Raw genomic sequence first — 19,250 nt, 5'->3', positions numbered from 1 at the left:
TGTGAGAGTTTCAGCGGCCCGATTATATGGCATAAATAACAAAGAAAATATACGTCACTCCCTTACATCGGCAAAGCTCACGACCACCTGCAATCCCGGCCCGTCATCGCGATTGGCCAGCTGGATGCGTCCCTGGTTGCGTGCTGCGGCGCGTTCGGCGATGGCCAGGCCCAAACCACTACCCGCCTGGTCCTGGTCCGGCAGGCGGAAGAAACGTTCGAACACCTTGCGCTGCATTTCCGGCGCGATGCCCGGCCCCTGGTCCGCGACCGAGAAGGCGATGCGCCCATCCGCCTGAGTCACGGCCACCGTCACGCGCCCGCCTTCGGGCGAATACTTGACCGCGTTGCTGACCAGGTTATCGATCAGCGACGCCATGCTTTCCAGGTGCATGGCCAGCACGCAGCGCTCCGGCGCCTGCAATTCGATTTCAACATGACGCGTGGCGGCGATCTGCCCGGCCAGCGCCAGCCGGTCCGCCACCAGCTCGACCAGGTCGCGCGGCAGCAGGCTGGCGTGATCGCGGTCGCCGCCGGAGCGGGCCAATGCCAGCAACTGGTGCACCGTGTGCGTGGCGCGCTGCACGCCTGTGCGCAAGCCCTGCCCCGCCTCCTCCACCCGCTGTGCCGCGCGTGTCGTGGTCAAGGTGTCGGCGTTGATCTGGATGATGGACAGCGGCGTCTTGAGCTCGTGGGCGGCGTCGACCAGGAATTCCTGCTCGCGCTCCAGCCTCTCGGTCAGCCGCTCCATCAGGCGATTGACCGATCCGACCAGCGGTGACAATTCCAGGTACGGCGACGGCGCCAGCGGCGACAGGTCGGTGGCCGAGCGCTCCTCGATCTCGCCGACGATGGACTTCAACGGCCGCAGCCCGACGCGGATGATGAACCACGCCGGCAGCAGCAGGAACGGTACGCTGAACAGCAACGGCGCAAAATAGTAGCCGATGCTGGACACTTGCAGCATCCACTCGCCGATCACCTCCGTCGCCATGCGCACGGTGACGCCGCTGGCGGGATCGTCTTCGACCGATACCACCCAGCCGTCCTTGAGCGGCTGGGCATGCGGGCCGGCGGCGGCAACGGTGGGCGGCAGCCCCGCATCCGGCGACGCGTAGACCAGTTGCCCATGCCGCCACACCTGCGTTTGCAGCGCCGGAATGTACCAGCCCAGCTCCGTGTACAGCGCGTAGTGCAGCTGTTCCATCTTGCGCACCAGCGGTTGGACCTGTTCCGGCGGCCGCTCGCCGACGGTTTGCATCAGCACGATGATGCGCAAGGCGCTGGCGCGCAGCTCACGCTGCATGTCGCGCCGCTTGCTGGTGCGGGTTTCGTAGACATCCAACGCCAGGTTGGCCAGCCAGATCAGCATCATCACCGAGATGAAGCCGAACAGCAGGCGCTTGAACAGCGAGCGGTTATGCATCGTCATTTATCGACCACGTAGCCGACGCCGCGCACGGTGCGGATATAGCCCTCGCCGATTTTCTGCCGCAGGTGCGACATGTGCACGTCCAGCGCCGCGCCCTCGCTGTGCGGCAGCGCGCGCGATTCCAGTTCGCGCCGGGTCAGCACCCGGTCCGGGTAGCGCATCAGCGCGTGCAGCAGCGCGAACTCGGTTTTCGACAGCACCACGTTGGCGCCGGCGCGGGTCAACAGCATGCGTTTATCGTCCAGCACCAGGTCCTTGACCTTCCACACCGGCTCACCAGCTTCGCTCCAGCCGGTGGCGCGCCGCATCACCGCGCGCAGCCGCGCCAGCAGCTCCGTGACCACGAAAGGCTTGACCAGGTAATCGTCGGCGCCGCGATCGAGGCCGTTCAAGCGATCCTCCAGGCTGTCGCGCGCGGTGATCACCAGGATGGGCAGCGTGTGGCCGGCCGCCCGCAGCTCGCGCAGCACGTCGATGCCGTTCCCGTCGGGCAGGCCGAGGTCCAGCAGCACGGCGTCGAACGGTTCGTTTTCCACCCAATGACGGGCGTCGCTGGCGCGGCGCACCCAGATCACTTCCTGTCCCGCATCCTGCAAGGCCGCTTGCAAGGCCTTGCCCAATTCCAGGTCGTCCTCGACCAGGCAAATCTTCATATGTGGCTACCTCATTCGTGAAGCCCGTATCTACGCATCTTCTTGCCGGACTGTCAATCGTCTGCGCGCCACAGCGTTAGGAAAACCTTAAGGTTCCTTTTGGATAGCGTTAAGGAAGACTGGGGACAATCTGCCCACACTTAAAACGAGGGAGAACAGATGGACAGCAACGCAGGGATCAAAACGACGCTCACGCCGATAGCTTCGGCCGTGGGATTGATGCTGGCATGCGCGGCGGCGGCCGCGCCGGCCATGGCGCAACAAGCGGCCGGCGACAACGCCGCCCAGCCGCTCGAACAGGTGGTGGTCACCGGCATCCGCGCATCCCTGCAACAGGCGCTGACCCGCAAGCGCAATAGCGATACGCTGTCCGAAGTGGTATCGGCCGAGGACATCGGCAAAATGCCGGACAAGAACGTGGCCGACGCCATCCAGCGCGTACCGGGCGTGAACATCTCGTCTTCCGCCGGCGGCGAAGGCGGCTTCGCCGAAAATGACCGCGTCAGCATCCGTGGCACCAGCTCCAGCCTGACGCAGACGCAGGTCAACGGCCATACGATCGGCACCGGCGACTGGTTCGTATTAGACCAGGCGGGCGCCGTTGGTCGCAGTGTCAGCTACGCGCTGCTGCCGTCGGAAATCGTCAGCGCCGTCACGGTGCAGAAAAGCCAGCAGGCCGACATGGTCGAAGGCGGCGTGGCCGGCTCGGTCAACATCGAGACCCGCAAGCCGCTCGACTTCAAGAAGCAGCTGACGCTGGAAGGCTCGGTACAAGCCATCCATTCCGACTTGCCGGGCAAGACCGATCCGCAAATGAATGCGCTGCTCGGCTGGAAGAACGACGCCAAGACCTTCGGCGTGCTGGTGCAGCTGTTCTCGGAAAAACGCCACGAGCGCCGCGACGGCCAGGAATTCTACGGCTACACCGCCATCGCCGCCGACAGCAACGCCGCCAAGGCGCACCCGGAACTGGCGGGCATCCTGGCGCCGGCCGGCATCAGCGCCTCGCTGTTCGAGCAGACCCGCAAGCGCACCGGCGGCGCCTTCGACCTGCAATTCAAGCCGAGCAAGGACCTGACCTTCGACCTCAACGGCTTCAGCTCGCAGCTGGACGCGGCCAACTACAACCGCAGCTTCTACAACAACATCGCCGCCAACATCAACGCCACCAATCCGGACACCGGCGCCTCGGTCGGCGTGGTCCCTTCGGCGTACACCATCAAGAGCGGCACGCTGGTGGCGGCCACGATACCAGCCTCGCAGTACCCGGCCGTCAGCGCCACCCAGACCTACAACTCCTCGCTGTACTCGGCCTTCGGCGACCAGATCTACCGTCCCGGCTCGTCGTCCTCGTCGGCCTACATTGACCTCGACGGCAGCTACAAGGTCAATCAGGACCTGCGCATCAACGGCAGCGTAGGCTACACGCGCGGCTCCGGCAAGACGCCGGCCGATATCGGCTATGAGGCCGGCCTGACCGGCGCCGGTTCCAGCTACACGCTGAACGGCATGTCGCCGGCCACCATGTCCTTCCCGGGCGCGGACACGTCCAAGTTCACCAACTACGTCACCGCTTCGGCCTGGGGTTCGCACGTCATCACCAAGGACAGCGAAAAATACGCGCAGGCCGACGGCGAATTGCGGCTCGACCGCGGCGTCATGGAATCGGCCAAGTTCGGCGTGCGCTTTGCCGAACACCATCGCAGCGTCAGCCAGCCGGAAAACCGCAGCTGCAAGGCCTGCGACGGCACCACTTCGGCGCCGCTGCCGGCGTGGAACGGCTCCACCTACCCATCCAACTTCGGCAACGGCATCACCAATAGCGCCGACTTCCTGCGCAACGTTTGGCAGATCAATCCCGGCGACATCGCCGCCTGGGCCGCCAAGTACGACCTGGCGGGCGGCCCGACCACCGAGAACTGGGCCGGCGAGATGGACGTGAGGGAGAAGACCAGCGCCATCTACGGCATGGTCAACCTGGCCGGCGACGGCTGGCGCGGCAACGTCGGCGTGCGCTATGTGCACACCAACCAGGCCACGATCACCAACATCCCCGGCGGCGACCACCCGATCGGCCAGGATAACGTGAACGGCGTCTACACGCCAACGCTGAACCAGAGCGGCTACAACGACGTGCTGCCTAGCGCGAACTTCAAGTTCGACCTGTCGCCCAACCTGGTGGCGCGCGCCGCCGTCGCCAAGACCATGGCGCGCCCCGACTTCAGCGCCATGGTCGGCGCGGTCACGCTGAACGACACCAACCTGACCGGCAGCAGCGGTAACCCGAACCTGAAGCCGGTACGCTCGACCAACTACGACGTCGCGCTGGAATGGTACTTCGCGCCGAAAGCGCTGCTGTCGGCCGGCGTGTTCTACATGGACATGTCGTCCTACGTCACCTTCGGCACGGCCAACCTCACCTACTTCAACAGCTCGTTCAAGCGCTTCGACAGCTACGCCATCTCGTCGCCGACCAATAACACCGCCAAGAACAAGGGCGTGGAGCTGGCCTACCAGCAGCATCTGTTCGGCGGTGTCGGCGTGCTGGCCAACTACACCTACACCGACGGCAAGGCGGGCGACGGACTGCCGGTCGTAGGCAACTCCAAAAACACCTACAATGCGGAGACCTACTATGAGGACGACAAGCTGAGCGCCCGCCTGGCCTACACCTATCGTTCCAGCTTCTCCGGCGGCTTGTACAACAGCTTCCCGCAGGTGATGGCGGGAACCGGCAACCTGGCGGCGTCGATCAACTACAAGATCAACGAAAACCTGTCGATTACCTTCGATGCGCTGAACCTCAACAACGCCGTGCTGCGCTACTATGGCAGCAACAAGGACCAGCCTATCGCTTCGTATTCGAACGGCCGCCAATACTACCTGGGACTGCGTGGCAAACTCTAGACCCGCGCGGATACTGGCGCTCGACGCCTTCCGCGGCATCACCATCCTGGTCATGATCTTCGTGAACACGCTGGCCGGCGTGCGCGGCATGCCGGCCTGGATGGAGCATGCCGCGGCGGACGCCGACGCCATGACCTTTCCGGACGTGGTGTTCCCGGCCTTCCTGTTCATCGTCGGCATGTCGATACCCTTCGCGATGGCGCAGCGGCAGGCGGCCGGGGACACGGCGGCGCAGCGCTGGCGGCATGTGGTGGCGCGCGCCGCCGGGCTGCTGGTGCTGGGCGTGTTCATGGTCAACGCGGAGGATGGCTACAACGAAGCGGCCATGGGCATGTCCATCCATCTGTGGTCGCTGCTGTTCTACGGCTGCGCGATCCTGGTGTGGGCGGTCTATCGTTTCGAGAACAAGGCGCTCGCCATGGGCTTGCGCGCGGCCGGTGTCGCAGGCTTGCTGGCCCTGGCGCTGATATTCCGAGGCGGTCCGGATGGCAGCCTGCCGTTGGCGCCGCAGTGGTGGGGCATACTGGGACTGATAGGCTGGGCATACCTGCTCAGTACCATGGCATGGGCGCTGACGCGGGCCCGCCTGCTGCCGCTCGGCGTATTGGTGCTGGCCTGCACAGGCTTGTACTGCGCGGCGCATACGGCGGCAGGCGCGCTGGCCGAGAATGCGGTCCACACGTCGATCGCGCTGTGCGGCTTGCTGACGTCCCTGATCTTCTTCGGCCAGGGGCGCAAGCAGCCATTCCGCGATGCGCTGTTGCTGGCGCTGGCCTTGGCCATGCTGGCGTATGTGCTGCGGCCGTACTTCAGGATCTCGAAGATCTACGCCACGCCAAGCTGGGCGCTGTACAGCTCCGCCATCTGCGTGCTGCTGTTCGCGGCGCTGTACTGGGTGATTGACCTGAAGCGGCTGAGCGGCTGGACTGCGCTGTTCCGGCCGGCGGCGGCCAACCCGCTGCTGGTCTACATCATTCCCTACATCGTCTATGCGCTGATGCAGGTCCTGCACCTGGCGTTCCCGGACGTGCTGGGCTCCGGCCTGCCGGGATTCCTCTGGGCTCTCGCCTACGCCATGATCGTCATGGCGCTGGCGGCTGGCCTCAACCGCATGCATATCAAATTGCAGCTCTAAACTCTCAAACTATGCGTATCAATTCTATCGACGCGGTGCGCGGCCTGACGGTGGCCGCCATGCTGCTGGTGAACGACGCCGGCGACTGGTCGCACGTCTACCCTTGGCTGGAACACGCCGAGTGGCATGGCTGCACGCCGCCGGACTTCATCTTCCCCATCTTCATGCTGATCGTGGGTGTCTCCATCAACCTGGCGCTAAGCCCCCGCCTGGACGCCGGCGCGGACGCCGCGCCGCTGGCGCGCTCGGTGCTGTGGCGCGCCGCGCGCATCGTGCTGCTGGGGATAGCGCTGCACGTGGTGGCCATGCTGCTCCTGAACGGGCGCGGCTTCCGCCTGTTCGGCGTGCTGCAAAGGACCGGCATCTGTTTCGCGGCGGCCGGGCTGCTGGCCATCTACGCGCGCAGCGCCCGCGCCCAATGGACGGCTTTCGCGGCGATCCTGCTCGGCTACTGGGCGCTGCTGGCGGCGGGCGGCTCGCTGGAGCCGGGCCTGAATATGTCGGACCGCATCGACAGCGCGCTGCTGGGGCATCTGGCCTACCAGTACGACGCCGCCACCGGCATCGGCCACGATCCCGAGGGCATCCTGGGCACGTTGCCGTCGCTGGCCACGGTCATCCTCGGCCTGCGCGTTGGCGACTGGCTGCGGCGCGGCCAGACCCGCACGCTGGCCCTGGCGGGCGCCGCGACGATGCTGCTGGGCGGCCTGTGGTCGCTGGCGCTGCCGTTCAACAAGCAGCTGTGGACCTCGTCGTTCGTGCTGTGGACCGGCGGCTTCGGCATGCTGGCCATCGCGCTGGCCCACCAGCTGATTGACGTGCGCGGCTGGCCGGCGCTGGGCCGGGCGATGGGCGTCAACGCCATCGCCGCATACGCCGGCTCCTGGATCGCCACTTGCGTGATTGAAGGCAGTGGCTTGATGGGACCACTTTACGCCCACGTTTTCAGCGGCCCGCTGACCCCTGTGTTTGGGCCGTGGGCCGCATCGCTGGCCTTCGCCGCCGCCTTCACGGCACTCTTCTGGCTGGCTATGGCAGGCGCCGAAAAACGCGGCTGGCGCATCACGATCTGAGCCACTTGCTTTGTTTTAGCAAGTTGCGGTAGCGCTTCCATTGCTAGCACAGGTATTACACTGCGTTCAACTTGCTTTACAAATTAAAAACATTCACATTTATACATTGTTCATTCATAATGCATTTCGAACAAGTTAATTGACCAGAATCAATGAACTTTCCACACCGCCGGCGGCCGGAAGCCCGCCTGAAATTCGAATCCTGGAGTGTTTAGATGCGTATTAAATCGATAATGATGGCCCTGTCGGCCGCCGCCGCCCTGTGTGCAGGCGTGGCAAACGCCGCCGTTCCTGGCGAACTGATCGTCAACGGTGGTTTCGAAGTCGGCAACTACGGCCAGATCGGCTACAACGGCAATCAGGTTCAGGGTTGGGACACCACCGGCTACAACTTCCTGTTCAGCGGCACCAACGCGGACCACGGCGGCGTCAACGGCACCTACGGCAACCTGCAACTGTGGGGCGCCGGTAATGGCTCCGCCAACGGCCTGGGCGCCAGCCCGGCCGGCGGCAACTTCATCGCCGCCGATGGCGCGTTTGAAATCGCCCCGCTGACCCAGACCGTCAACGGCCTGGTCGCTGGTCAACAATACAACCTGAGCTTCTACTGGGCTGGCGCGCAGCAATACACCTTCGACGGCCCAAACACCGAACAGTGGAAAGTCTCGCTGGGCGGCCAAACCATCTCGACCGCAGTGAAGAACAATACCAACCACGGTTTCACCGGCTGGCAGAAAGAGACCTTCACCTTTACCGCCACCAGCGCCAGCGAAGTGCTGAGCTTCCTGGCCGTGGGTACGCCTGCCGGCGTGCCGCCGTTCTCGCTGCTGGATGGCGTGTCGATGACCTCGGCCGTGCCTGAGCCGCAAACCTGGGGCATGCTGGGTCTGGGCATCGGCCTGGTCGGCTTCGCCGCGCGTCGCCGCAAAGCCAAGGCTGCTTAACTCGCTGCCTGCTTGAATCGATGCCGGACGTTCGCGTCCGGCATTGTCGTTTCCGCCTTTTACTACGCCATGACACCGATGAATCAACTGCTCGCCTACCTGCCTACTTTTGCCGTCAACGTGGGGCGGCTGTGCGTGTGGCTGGTGCTGCTGTCGCTGGTGTTCGTGCCGCTGGAGCGTTGGCTCGCGGTGCGCAAGGCCCACTTGCCGCGCCGCGCGCTGGCGATCAACCTGGGCCTGTATTTCCTCAACAGTCTGCTGCCGGCCGCGATCCTGGGCGCGTTGATGTCGGTGGTCGCCGTGGCGGCGCAGGCGCTGCTGCCGGCATCCGTGCCCGCCGCCGTGGGCGCATTGCCGCTGGCGGTCAAACTGCCGCTGTCCTTGCTGATCGCGGAAATCGGCTTTTACTGGGGACATCGCTTGAGCCACCAGTTGCCGTGGCTGTGGCATTTCCATTCGGTGCACCACAAGCCGGAACACCTGTACTTCCTGATTAACACGCACGCGCATCCGGTCGACATGATCGTCACCCGGCTGTTCGGCATGACGCCGCTGTACGTGCTCGGCCTGGCCGGCGCCAGCGCGGGCGGCAGCGCCACGCCGGCGCTGGTGATCATCATCGGCACGGTCTGGGGCTTCTTCATCCATTCGAACCTGCGGGTCCGGCTGGGCCTGCTGGAATCGATCATCGCCACGCCGGCCTTCCATCACTGGCACCACACCAGCGTGACGCCGCTGGACCGCAACTTCTCGTCGACCTTGCCTTTCCTCGACCGCGTATTCGGTACCTGGCACCTGCCGGCCGGCTGGCCGGTGGCCTACGGCCTGGCCGATACCACGCAAGCTGAGCGTTCGCTATAATCCATTGTCCTCAACCTGACGAAGAAAGCTTCGGATGATCAAAAGTTTGCGTATTGCCGGCGCGCTGCTGCTGGCCGGCCTGTCCGGCGCGGCCGTGGCCGACACCTTCGAAACCATCGAATCGGCGCCGCTGAAGGAAGTGTGGCTGAACGGCGGTTTCTACTCCTACCATTTCCAGCGCGACAAGGGCCTGAACGACAGCAATCCCGGCCTGGGTGGCGAGTACCGTTTTTCGACGGTGGCGTCGGCGACGGCGGGCCGCTTCTACAACAGCGATCGCGGCTATTCGAATTATGTGGGCGTGTACTACCAGCCGTGGAAGATCGGCCCGGTAAGGTTGGGGGCGGTAGCGGGCGGCTTCAGCGGCTACCCCAAGATGCGCGACGGCGGCTGGTTCCTGGCGGCCATCCCGACCGCCAGCTTCGAATACAAGAGCGTGGGCGTCAATGTCGCCATAGTGCCGACCTATAAGGACCGGCTCTATGGCGCCATTTCCGTTCAGCTCAAGCTGAAGGTCTTCGAATAAACCCGGGGTCAGGTCCCCCATTTATTCATCAGTTCGGTTGAATAACCGAGCTGATGAATAAATGGGGGACCTGACCCCGGAGTTGCTTAGTGGCGGGCCTTGGACGAGACGGCGATCTGATCCAGGATGTGCTTCGGCACGGCGGCGTAGTGCTTGAACTCCATCGTGTACGTCGCCCGCCCCTGCGTCAGCGAGCGTAGCGTGGTGGAGTAGCCGAACATCTCGGCCAGCGGCACCAGCGCGCGGATGATCTTGCCTCCGCCGCCAGGGATTTCGTCCATGCCCTGCACCATGCCGCGCCGCGCCGTCAGGTCGCCCATGGCGTTGCCCATGAACTCTTCCGGCGTCTCCACTTCCACCTGCATCATCGGCTCCAGCAGCACGGGATCGGCGCGCTTCATGCCGTCCTTGAACGCCATCGAACCGGCCATGCGGAAGGCGTTCTCGTTCGAGTCGACGTCGTGGTACGAACCGAAGGTCAGCGTCACCTTGACGTCAACCACCGGATAACCGGCCAGCACGCCGCTGCGCAAGGTTTCCTGCACACCCTTGTCGACCGCAGGGATGAACTCGCGCGGCACCACACCGCCCTTGATGGCGTCGACAAACAGATAGCCCTTGCCCGGCTCCATAGGCTCTAAAGTCAGCACCACGTGGCCGTACTGCCCGCGTCCACCGGACTGCTTGACGAACTTGCCTTCGACATCGCTGGCCATCTTCTGGATGGTTTCGCGATACGCCACCTGCGGCTTGCCCACCGTCGCCTCGACGCTGAACTCGCGCCGCATGCGGTCCACCAGGATCTCCAGGTGCAACTCGCCCATGCCGGACATGATGGTCTGGCCCGATTCCTCGTCGGTATGCACGCGGAACGACGGGTCTTCCTGCGCCAGCCGGTTCAGGGCGATGCCCATCTTCTCTTGGTCGGCCTTGGTCTTGGGCTCGACCGCCTGCGAGATCACCGGTTCCGGGAAGATCATCTTTTCCAGCACGATCACGTGGTCCGGCGAGCTCAGCGTATCGCCGGTGGTCACGCCCTTCAGGCCCACCGCCGCCGCGATGTCGCCAGCGTAGACTTCCTTGATCTCCTTGCGCTCGTTGGCGTGCATCTGCAGGATGCGGCCCAGGCGCTCCTTCTGGCTCTTGGTCGGGTTGTAGACCGTGTCACCGGAATTGACCACGCCCGAGTACACGCGGAAGAAGGTCAGCTGGCCGACGAACGGGTCGGTCATGATCTTGAACGCGAGCGCGGAGAACGGATCGCTGTCGGTCGGATGGCGCTCGATCGGATTGTCGTCCTCGTCATGGCCGGCGATGGCCGGCACATCCAGCGGCGACGGCAAATACTCGACCACCGCGTCCAGCATCGCCTGCACGCCGCGGTTCTTGAACGCGCTGCCGGCCAGCATAGGCACGATCTCGTTGCGGATGGTGCGCTGGCGCAGTCCGGCCTTGATCTCCTCTTCGCTCAGCACGCCGCCGTCCAGGTATTTCTCCAGCAGCTCGGGCGAACCTTCGGCGGCGGCCTCGACCATCTTGTCGTGCCACTCCTGCGCCAGCGCCTGCAGGTGCGCGGGGATGTCCTCGTAGGTGAACTTGACGCCCAGGCTCTCGTCGTCCCAGTTGATCGCGCGCATCTTGACCAGGTCCACCACGCCGTGGAAGTTGTCCTCGGCGCCCAGCGGAATCTGGATCGGAATCGCGACGCCCTTCAGCCGCGTGGCGATCTGCTCGCGCACGCGGAAGAAGTCGGCGCCGACGCGGTCCATCTTGTTGATGAAGGCGATGCGTGGCACGGCGTATTTGTTGGCCTGGCGCCAGACCGTCTCGGATTGCGGCTGCACGCCGCCCACGGCGTCGTACACCATGACGGCGCCGTCCAGCACGCGCATGGAGCGCTCGACCTCGATGGTGAAATCGACGTGGCCGGGCGTATCGATGATGTTGATGCGGTGCTCGGCGAAATTGCCCGCCATGCCTTTCCAGAAGGCGGTGGTGGCGGCGGAGGTGATGGTGATCCCGCGTTCCTGCTCCTGCTCCATCCAGTCCATCGTCGCGGCGCCATTGTGCACCTCACCGATTTTGTGATTGACGCCGGTATAAAACAGGATGCGCTCCGTGGTCGTGGTCTTGCCAGCGTCGATGTGCGCGCTGATGCCAATGTTGCGGTAACGCTCGATGGGGGTCTTGCGGGTCATCATTCTCTCCTTGATGCAATATGAATGCAGGAAGTCTCAAGTGTGGTGATTGCTGCCAATTTCAAGACAGTTTTTCCTTCCGTGCGACATGACTAGCGGCAATTAATATACCCTGTGGAATAATTTACAAGTTTATCCGAAAGTCCCACATGTCCGCATCAACCAAAAGTACCTTCCTGCTCTCGCTCAGCCTTGCCCCTGTGCTGGCCTGCGCCCAGGCCGCGCCACCGCAGGCTTCCGATCTGGAGTTGCGGATTGAACGCTGCTCCGTGCTGGGCGACGCCAGCGCCCGCCTGGCATGCTACGACGGCCTGGCCAAGGCCGGCCCCGCGCTGCAGGCGGCGGGCGGCGCCGCGGTCGGCGTCCCCGACCCTGGCAAGGTCAGCAAACTCGCCACCGCCTTGACGCTGCCGTCCAGCACCCAGCCGGCCGAGCCGCCTGCCGCGCCGGTATTGCCGGCCAAGGTCGCCGCGATCACCACCATCCCGCCGGAAGACACCGTCTCGCGCATGGTGCAGTGGTGGGAGCTGGACCGCTCGGCCAAGCGCGGCGTGTTCAACGTCCGCCCGCACCGCGATACCTATCTGCTGCTGGCCAATTACAGCACCAGCTCCAATGATGCGCCTTTTGACGATTTCACGCCGGCCGGCATCAAATCGCAGCACGCGGAACTGACCTACCAGCTCAGTTTCAAGATGAAGCTGATCGAGCAGGTGCTTAAAACGCCTGTCGACCTGTGGTTCGGCTACACCCAGAACAGCTTTTGGCAGGCCTACAACCGCGCCGCCTCCAGCCCATTCCGCGAGACCAACTACCAGCCCGAGCTGATGCTGACCACGCCGCTGAACCTGAACCTGGGGCCGGCGCTCGACGTCCGCTACCTGACCGTCGGCATGGTGCACCAGTCGAACGGACAAACGTCGACCTTGTCGCGCAGCTGGAATCGGGTATATGCGGAGGTGGGCGCCGAGCACGGCAAATTGGGGGCGCAATTGCGCTTCTGGAAGCGGCTGGACAATGCCCGCTCGGACAACGACAACATCGATATCACCGACTACCTCGGCCACGGCGACCTGAACCTGAGCTACCGCAGCGACGGCCATACGTTCTCGCTCATGGCGCGCCGCAATTTCTCGACGCGCCACGGCGCCTTGCAGGCCGGCTGGTCGTTCCCGGTGCTCGCCAACCTGAAGGGCTATGTGCAAGCCTTCAGCGGCTACGGCCAAAGCCTGATCGACTACAACTACTCGCAGAAGTCGCTCGGCGCCGGTTTCCTGGTGGACTTCTAAGCAGGCTTAGCGGCCTGGCGAGCCGCGCAGGATGCGGGCCGGCAGCATGACCACGGCGCGCAGCAGTTCGAACACGCCATCGACGCCGATGCCGATCAGCCGAAACGGCAAGGTGATCAGCCAGAACAGCGGATACAACACCAGCGCCAGCAGGGCCAGCGGCCAGCACAGGAACAGCAAAACCAGCCACAGCAGAAATCCGAACATGAGATGCTCCCGATCCAGTTGATGCGTTGTCAATGCTGTCACTGTAGTGCGGCGCTCCCCGGCGGGCAATTGGCATGCGACCAACGGCAGAAAACCGCGATCAATCGCGCGAAACGGGGAATGAATGGGGATTATTGACCGACGCAGATGATCTTGGTGATGTACTCGTGGGCGTTCGGTTTCTTCTTGGCGGCCCATTCGATTGCCTGGTTGGCTTGTTCGATGGTCAGGATCGAGGCTTTTTCCTTCGATTTGATGAAGGAAACGCCTTCAAACGCGCCTTCCTTGCTGCGCATGACTTTGGCAAATACGGGCGGTTTCTGGTCGCCGTCGGCGATCTTGTTCTGCTGGATGAGGTAGCGTTGGTCGTTCTGTTCCATATATTTCTTTCTGCAAAAGACGAAATATACGCTTCAGAACGACCCGCGTGAAGAGCTTTTTAAGCGTAGGCCGGCACGTAGCTGGCCGGTTGCAGCGCTGCTTCGTACAGGATTTCGGCGCGCAGCGAGGCTTGCAGCGACGGAATCGAGCCACCGGCGCGGTACTGGAAGCTCACTTGCAGCACGTCGCCTTCGCGCGCCTTGACCGGATTGGCCAGCGGCAGCGTCATGTAGTGGTTGAGCCAGTCGATGGTGGTGGAGCGCTCCGCCACCACGGCCAGGATGTTCTTGGTGACAAAGCGCATGGCGTTGATTTCGCCGTTGCGCTCGACCACGAACTTGCCCTGCCACGCGTAGGTCAGGTCATTCGGCTGATTGAAGTCGATGATGCTGTACACGGCCGGCTGCGCCGCTTCCACGGTGCCCGGATAAATCACATTGGTTTCCTGGAATTGCACGATGGGCGCGTAAAAGCCCTCGAAATCATATTCCTGCTGCAAGGGCTGCACCGCCATGATGACCGCTTCCGGCAGAAACACCGGCAGCGGGCCGCCGAAGCGCTCGGTATAGCGGCGCTTGAACGATTCGATCACCTCCACCTGCTTTTCACGCAGCATGCCGACGTGGATCATCTCGCAGATCACCACATCGACCGGCTCCGGCGGCAGGTACTCGAAGGCGTCGGCGTGGACCACTTCGACCTTTTCGCCGTTAGGGTTCAGCGCCAGCATCTTGCGCGCCTCCTTGACCATGTCGGGATTGAACTCCACGCAATACACCTTGTCCGCCTTGGCCGCCGCGAACCACGACAGCACGCCCGTACCGCCGCCCAGCTCCAGGACCTTGGCGCCCGGCTTGACGGCGTAGTCGATGGCCGACTTGAAGCCATGCATACGGTTTTGATCCATCAGCATGTTGTGATGGTAGTGGACTGGAATGAATTGCCCCAGATAGCAGCTTTCAATCTCGCGTTCGTTCAGCATGGATATCCTTGGTTGATGCGCATTGTGTCTGGAGGCAATGCACTGGAACCATTATCGTCAACAATGTTGACGAGCCAAACGCGGAGATAAGCGCCAAAAACCTGCCAATTCGGGCCTTGTCAATTCGGCATGCGCCTAGCGCTTGGCTTTTGCGGCCAGGTGGGCATTGATGGTTTTGGTGATCCATGGCTTGTCCGCGTGGGTCGCGAACTCGGCGGCGGTCTGGTGGAAGCCGCCGTCTTTCAGGGTCGCGTCGGCGCCCTGCTCCAGCAATAATTCCACGACCTTTTCCTGGCCTTCTCGGGCGGCGATCATCAGCGGCGTCATGCCGGATGGCGATTCGGCGTCGATGTAGGCGTGGTGCTCCAGCAGGATGCTGGTGATATCGGTGCTGCCGGCCGCCGCCGCGTAGTGCAAGGCGGCCCAGCCCTTCTGGTTGACCTGGGCGCCGCGCTTGAGCATGTCCAGCACGACGGTCTTGCTTTGACGGAAGGCCGCCATCATCAGCGCGGTATTGCCGTTGGGCGCCTTGGCTTCCAGATCGATGGTGGGCTGGTCCATCAGCAAAGTGGCGACACGGTAGGCCTCGTAGCGCATCGCGACGATCAGCGCGGTCTCGCCGCCCGGTTCGCGCAGATTGGGGCTCAATCCGCGTTCCAGCAGCTTTTTGACGCCGGAGACGTTGTCCAACTGGGCAGCGCGGAACAGGTCGACTTCATCCTCGGTCTGCTCGGCTGCCAGCAGCGGCATCGTCAGAGTGGCGGCCAGGGCGGCCAACAGCAAGCGGCGTTTGGATAGATTCAGCATCAAGAGTTCACGCTACCACGTTGAATAGTTTGAAGAAATTGGCTGTCGTCTGCTCGGCGACCTGCTCCACCGGCACGCCCTTGAGCTTGGCGATGTATTCGCCGACGTGGGCCACGAAACCCGGCTCGTTCATCTTGCCGCGATGCGGCATCGGCGCCAGGTAGGGCGAATCGGTCTCGATCAGGATGCGTTCCAGCGGCACTTCCAGCGCCACCGCCTGCAGATCCTTGGCGCTCTTGAAGGTCACGATGCCGGAGAACGAGATGTAGAACCCCATCTCGATCGCCGCACGCGCCACTTCCAGCGACTCGGTAAAGCAATGCATCACGCCGGCCACGCCGCCCGCCTCCGTGCCTGCGCCCTCTTCGCGCATGATGCGGATGGTGTCCTCGCTGGCGTTGCGTGTGTGAATAATCAAAGGCTTGCGCGTGATTCTTGATGCTTTGATGTGGGTGCGGAAGCGCTCGCGCTGCCACTCCAGGTCGCCTTGCAGGCGGAAGTAGTCCAGCCCGGTCTCGCCGATGGCGATGATTTTCGGGTCGTTGGACAGTTCCACCAGTTGCTCGACGGTCGGTTCAGGCGTGTCCTCATAATCCGGGTGCACGCCGACCGAGGCGTAGATATGCGGATACTCGTGGGCCAGCGCCAGCACTTGTGGGAAATCCGGTAAGTCGACCGACACGCACAGCGCGTGGGTGACTTTGTTGTCGGCCATCTTGGCCAGGATCTCGGGCATGCGAGCAGCCAGCTCGGGGAAATTAATGTGGCAATGGGAATCGATAAACATGCCGTGATTGTAACCTAAGCACGCCTGGCCTAGAATCGGCGTTCCCATTCACTTCAGGAGCTTGCCTGATGTTCAACCGCCTTCCGTTTGCCCTCGCACTTGCCCTCGCTCTTGAGTTACCCTTGGCCGCCGCCGCCGACGCTCCGCCCCAGCAATTTGCCGACCTCGGCGACGTCCGGCTGGAAAGCGGCGCCGTCATCAAGGACTGCAAGCTAGGCTACCGCACCATCGGCACGCTGAACGCGGCGCGCTCCAACGCCGTCGTGTTCCTGCCGTGGCATACCGGCAAGAGCATCGAGGCGGTATCGCTGCTGGGTCCCAAGGGCTTGTTCAATACCGCCGGGCACTACGTGATCGTCATCGACGCGATCGGCAACGGCGTGGCCTGCTCACCGTCCAACAGCGCGACGCAACACGGCACGGCCTTCCCAGCCTTCAATGTGCGCGACATGGTCGAGTCGGAATATCGACTGCTGAGCGAGAAGCTCGGCCTCAAGCACGTGCACGCCATCGTCGGCTACTCGATGGGCGCGACCCAAGCCTTCCAGTGGATGGTCAGCCATCCCGGCTACATGGACGTGGCCGTGCCGATCGCCGGCACGCCGCGCCAGACCAGCTACGACCTGCTGTTCTGGCGCACCGAGGAGGCGGCCATGCTGGCCGACCCGCAATACGCCAACGGCGACTACAAGCAAAACCCCAAGCTGGCGCTGTACCACCAGATTTTTTCGCTGAATTTCGACACGCCGGCCTACCGTGCGGCCAAGACCAAGCCGGCCGAAGTGGATAAGTTCATCGCGGAGACGGTCGAGGACGACCCGGACGCGGCCGACGCCAACGACATGCGCTGGCAAATGCGCGCCTTCCTGGCGCAGGATATCGGCGACGATGCCGCCAAGAAAGTCAAAGCCCGGGTCCACATCATCAACCCGCGCCAGGACCTGATCGTCAATCCGGCGCCGGCGCTGGCGTTCGCGCGCCAGATCCGGGCCACGACCACGGTGCTGCAAGGCGATTGCGGCCACTCGGCGGTGACCTGCGCAAGCGACCAGATCCGCGCGGCGGTGGACCGCGCGTTGAAGTGAAGATCAGCCGACGCGCTTGCCCAGGATGATCAGGTCGCGCTCGACGCCGTCCAGGTTGGCCACCTTGGGCAGGTTGGCCCAGGTCTCGAAACCGAACTTGGCGAACAGGCCCAGGCTGGGCTTGTTGTGGCCGAAGATAAAGCCCAGCAAGGTGCGCACCTTGATCGCCGGCGCATGGGCGATGGCCTGCGCGATGCAGTAGCCGCCCACGCCCTTGCCGCGCCAGGCCTCGGCCAGGTAGATCGAAATCTCCGACGTGCCCGAATACGCGGGACGGCCATAAAAATTCGAATACGACATCCAGCCCAGGATCTCCGGCGTGGCGGAGCTATCGTCGGCCTGCTCGATGATCCACAACGGACGCTTCTCCGGCGTATGCTCGTGGAACCAGCCCAGGCGCGATTCCACCGACACCGGCTCGGTATCGGCCGTGACTTCGCGAGAGGCGATGGTGGTGTTGTAGATGGCGACGATGGTAGGCAAGTCGTCGAGCGTGGCGAGGCGATGGCGGAAAGCTGTGGTCATGTCGGAAACGGTGAGGGAGTATTTTTGAAACTAAAGCGTATGCGTGGCGCGCGAGGAACGCAGCGCCGCGCCGAGGATTTCTTCGATGCGCAGGCGGGCGCGCTGGCCGCTTTCGTCTTCCGGGAAGTGCACGCCTATGCCCTGCGCCTTGTTGTTGTGCGCGCCGGGCGGCGTGATCCAGGCGACTTTGCCGGCGATCGGGTATTTGTTGACGTCGTCCATCAGCGCCAGGATCAGGTAGATCTCGTCGCCGATTTTGTAGGGCTTCTGGGTCGGCACGAACATGCCGCCGTTCTTCAGGAAAGGCATATAGGCCGCGTACAGCGCGGCCTTCTCCTTGATGGCCAGCGACAATACCGTCGGCCGCGCCACGGCAGGCACGGTGTTCGGATCAAGAGGGCTGGCAGCAGACATTCATTCCCTTTCAGGCGCAGCAGGCGGCGTAATCGAGCAACATATCCTCCAGGAACAGCTTGGGCGACAGCGGATGGTCGGCCGTCGCGCGGCGCTCGTTGGCGCCCTTGATCGCGGCCAGCAGGCGGCTGACGTGGATCTTGGCGGCCAGGCTGGCTAGTTCCTTCTGGTAACGAGGATAGTACCGGATGTTACCTGCCAGTTTGTAGGAAAACACATCATAAAGCCAGCGCTGCAACCATGAAACTTGTGCACTCAACGGCACTTTTTGCAGTTTATCGGCAACTTTCAACGCGCCTTCCACGCTGGGATGGGCCAGCAGTTGCAGCAATACTTCCAGATCGTCACGGTTGCCGACTTCGGCCTGCGCCATGGCCGCCAGCGGCGCGCCGCCCTGCTCGCGCAACCAGCTGTCGGCGTCCGCCACGCCTTGCGCCTTCAGCCAGGCCAGCGCCTCGGCGTGGCTCGGCATCGGCAGCGCGAACTTGCGGCAGCGCGACAGGATGGTCGGCAGCAGCCGGTCCAGGCTGTTGGAGGCCAGCAGGAACACGGTGCCCGGAGGCGGTTCTTCCAGCGTCTTCAGCAGCGCGTTGGAGGCCGGCATGTTCAGCGCCTCGGCCGGATACAGCACCACCACCCGCAGCCCCTGGCGGTGGGTGGAAATGTTCATGAAGTCCGCCAGGTTGCGGATCTGCTCGATCTTGATCTCTTTGGACGGCGCCTTGGTCGACTTGGCGGTCTTCTTGGCTTCGCCGTCGCCCTCTTCGCCCTCGGCGGCGGGTTCGTCTTCCAGCGCTTCCGGCCGCACGCGGCGGTAGTCCGGGTGATTTTGCTGGGAGAACCAGCCGCAGGATGCGCACTGGCCGCAGGCGTGGCCGTCGGGCAGCACGGCTTCGCACAGCAAACCCTGGGCGAAGCGCTCGATGAAGTCGGATTTGCCTATCCCGGCGGCGCCATGAAACAGGATGGCGTGCGGCATGCGCTGGCGCAGCAGTTGCAACTGCTGCCAGGACGCTTCCTGCCACGGATATATGGAATTACTCAT

At 63.5% G+C, this 19,250-nt stretch carries 19 protein-coding genes; 8 read left to right on the top strand and 11 right to left on the bottom strand.

The window, feature by feature from the left end; all coding sequences use genetic code 11:
• Positions 1-54: 54 nt before the first annotated feature.
• Together V6M89_RS05580 and V6M89_RS05575 are read right to left on the bottom strand one after the other, a co-directional pair.
• On the bottom strand, positions 55-1,431 hold the full coding sequence (locus tag V6M89_RS05580; protein WP_332852261.1) for a sensor histidine kinase: 1,377 nt from the start codon (positions 1,429-1,431) through the stop codon (positions 55-57).
• A complete protein-coding gene (locus V6M89_RS05575) occupies positions 1,428-2,084 on the bottom strand; it encodes a response regulator transcription factor (protein ID WP_332852260.1) in 657 nt (218 codons plus the stop codon). The genes V6M89_RS05580 and V6M89_RS05575 overlap by 4 nt, the downstream gene beginning before the upstream one ends.
• A 159-nt stretch (positions 2,085-2,243) precedes the next feature.
• Here V6M89_RS05575 and V6M89_RS05570 point away from each other — a divergent pair, with 159 nt between their 5' ends.
• The 6 genes from V6M89_RS05570 (at position 2,244) to V6M89_RS05545 (ending at position 9,530) form a co-directional block, all read left to right on the top strand.
• Positions 2,244-4,991, top strand: a complete 2,748-nt coding sequence (locus V6M89_RS05570) for a TonB-dependent receptor (RefSeq protein ID WP_332852259.1) — start codon at positions 2,244-2,246, stop codon at positions 4,989-4,991.
• Complete coding sequence (locus V6M89_RS05565) at positions 4,978-6,126, top strand: DUF5009 domain-containing protein (protein ID WP_332852258.1); 1,149 nt, start codon at positions 4,978-4,980, stop codon at positions 6,124-6,126. The genes V6M89_RS05570 and V6M89_RS05565 overlap by 14 nt, the downstream gene beginning before the upstream one ends.
• 11 nt (positions 6,127-6,137) lie before the next feature.
• The gene (locus V6M89_RS05560) at positions 6,138-7,199 is read left to right on the top strand and encodes an acyltransferase family protein (protein ID WP_332852257.1); all 1,062 of its coding nucleotides are present in this window, start codon (positions 6,138-6,140) and stop codon (positions 7,197-7,199) included.
• A gap of 215 nt (positions 7,200-7,414) precedes the next feature.
• Positions 7,415-8,143, top strand: coding sequence for a PEP-CTERM sorting domain-containing protein (locus tag V6M89_RS05555; RefSeq protein ID WP_332852256.1), 729 nt, complete (start codon positions 7,415-7,417; stop codon positions 8,141-8,143).
• Between the two features lie 78 nt (positions 8,144-8,221).
• Positions 8,222-9,004 (top strand): sterol desaturase family protein, encoded by a 783-nt coding sequence (locus V6M89_RS05550; protein WP_332852255.1) that lies wholly within the window; start codon positions 8,222-8,224, stop codon positions 9,002-9,004.
• Positions 9,005-9,038: 34 nt separating this feature from the next.
• Positions 9,039-9,530 (top strand): hypothetical protein, encoded by a 492-nt coding sequence (locus tag V6M89_RS05545; protein WP_332852254.1) that lies wholly within the window; start codon positions 9,039-9,041, stop codon positions 9,528-9,530.
• Between the two features lie 86 nt (positions 9,531-9,616).
• Here V6M89_RS05545 and fusA read toward each other — a convergent pair whose 3' ends face one another.
• Positions 9,617-11,728 carry an elongation factor G gene (gene fusA / locus V6M89_RS05540; protein ID WP_332852406.1) on the bottom strand — a complete coding sequence of 704 codons (2,112 nt, stop codon included), beginning with the start codon at positions 11,726-11,728 and terminating at the stop codon, positions 9,617-9,619.
• 149 nt (positions 11,729-11,877) lie between these two features.
• On the opposite strand from fusA, the gene V6M89_RS05535 reads away from it, so the two are divergent.
• Positions 11,878-13,017, top strand: coding sequence for a phospholipase A (locus V6M89_RS05535; protein ID WP_332852253.1), 1,140 nt, complete (start codon positions 11,878-11,880; stop codon positions 13,015-13,017).
• A gap of 6 nt (positions 13,018-13,023) precedes the next feature.
• On the opposite strand, the gene V6M89_RS05530 is transcribed toward V6M89_RS05535, so the two are convergent.
• The 5 genes from V6M89_RS05530 to V6M89_RS05510 form a co-directional block, all read right to left on the bottom strand.
• Positions 13,024-13,224: a hypothetical protein gene (locus V6M89_RS05530; protein ID WP_332852252.1), complete on the bottom strand. Its 201-nt coding sequence runs from the start codon at positions 13,222-13,224 to the stop codon at positions 13,024-13,026.
• 131 nt (positions 13,225-13,355) lie between these two features.
• The gene (locus V6M89_RS05525) at positions 13,356-13,604 is read right to left on the bottom strand and encodes a hypothetical protein (protein WP_217945244.1); all 249 of its coding nucleotides are present in this window, start codon (positions 13,602-13,604) and stop codon (positions 13,356-13,358) included.
• 59 nt (positions 13,605-13,663) lie between these two features.
• Positions 13,664-14,587: a methyltransferase domain-containing protein gene (locus tag V6M89_RS05520; RefSeq protein WP_332852251.1), complete on the bottom strand. Its 924-nt coding sequence runs from the start codon at positions 14,585-14,587 to the stop codon at positions 13,664-13,666.
• A 135-nt stretch (positions 14,588-14,722) separates the two neighbouring features.
• On the bottom strand, positions 14,723-15,394 hold the full coding sequence (locus V6M89_RS05515; RefSeq protein WP_332852250.1) for an ankyrin repeat domain-containing protein: 672 nt from the start codon (positions 15,392-15,394) through the stop codon (positions 14,723-14,725).
• Positions 15,395-15,401: 7 nt separating this feature from the next.
• On the bottom strand, positions 15,402-16,181 hold the full coding sequence (locus tag V6M89_RS05510; protein ID WP_332852249.1) for a TatD family hydrolase: 780 nt from the start codon (positions 16,179-16,181) through the stop codon (positions 15,402-15,404).
• Positions 16,182-16,249: 68 nt separating this feature from the next.
• Between V6M89_RS05510 and V6M89_RS05505 the strand changes: the two genes are divergently transcribed.
• Complete coding sequence (locus V6M89_RS05505) at positions 16,250-17,266, top strand: alpha/beta fold hydrolase (protein WP_332852248.1); 1,017 nt, start codon at positions 16,250-16,252, stop codon at positions 17,264-17,266.
• A gap of 3 nt (positions 17,267-17,269) precedes the next feature.
• Here the strand turns inward: V6M89_RS05505 and V6M89_RS05500 are convergent, their stop codons facing one another.
• The 3 genes from V6M89_RS05500 to V6M89_RS05490 are packed head-to-tail and all read right to left on the bottom strand — an operon-like array spanning position 17,270 to position 19,250.
• The gene (locus V6M89_RS05500; protein WP_332852247.1) at positions 17,270-17,791 is read right to left on the bottom strand and encodes a GNAT family N-acetyltransferase; all 522 of its coding nucleotides are present in this window, start codon (positions 17,789-17,791) and stop codon (positions 17,270-17,272) included.
• Positions 17,792-17,821: 30 nt separating this feature from the next.
• Complete coding sequence (locus V6M89_RS05495) at positions 17,822-18,205, bottom strand: PilZ domain-containing protein (protein WP_036622204.1); 384 nt, start codon at positions 18,203-18,205, stop codon at positions 17,822-17,824.
• Positions 18,206-18,215: 10 nt separating this feature from the next.
• A complete protein-coding gene (locus tag V6M89_RS05490) occupies positions 18,216-19,250 on the bottom strand; it encodes a DNA polymerase III subunit delta' (protein WP_332852246.1) in 1,035 nt (344 codons plus the stop codon).

The organism is Duganella sp. S19_KUP01_CR8, assembly GCF_036688705.1.
Classification (GTDB): Bacteria; Pseudomonadota; Gammaproteobacteria; order Burkholderiales; family Burkholderiaceae_D; genus Rugamonas.
This window is presented reverse-complemented; position numbering and strand designations above follow the sequence as displayed.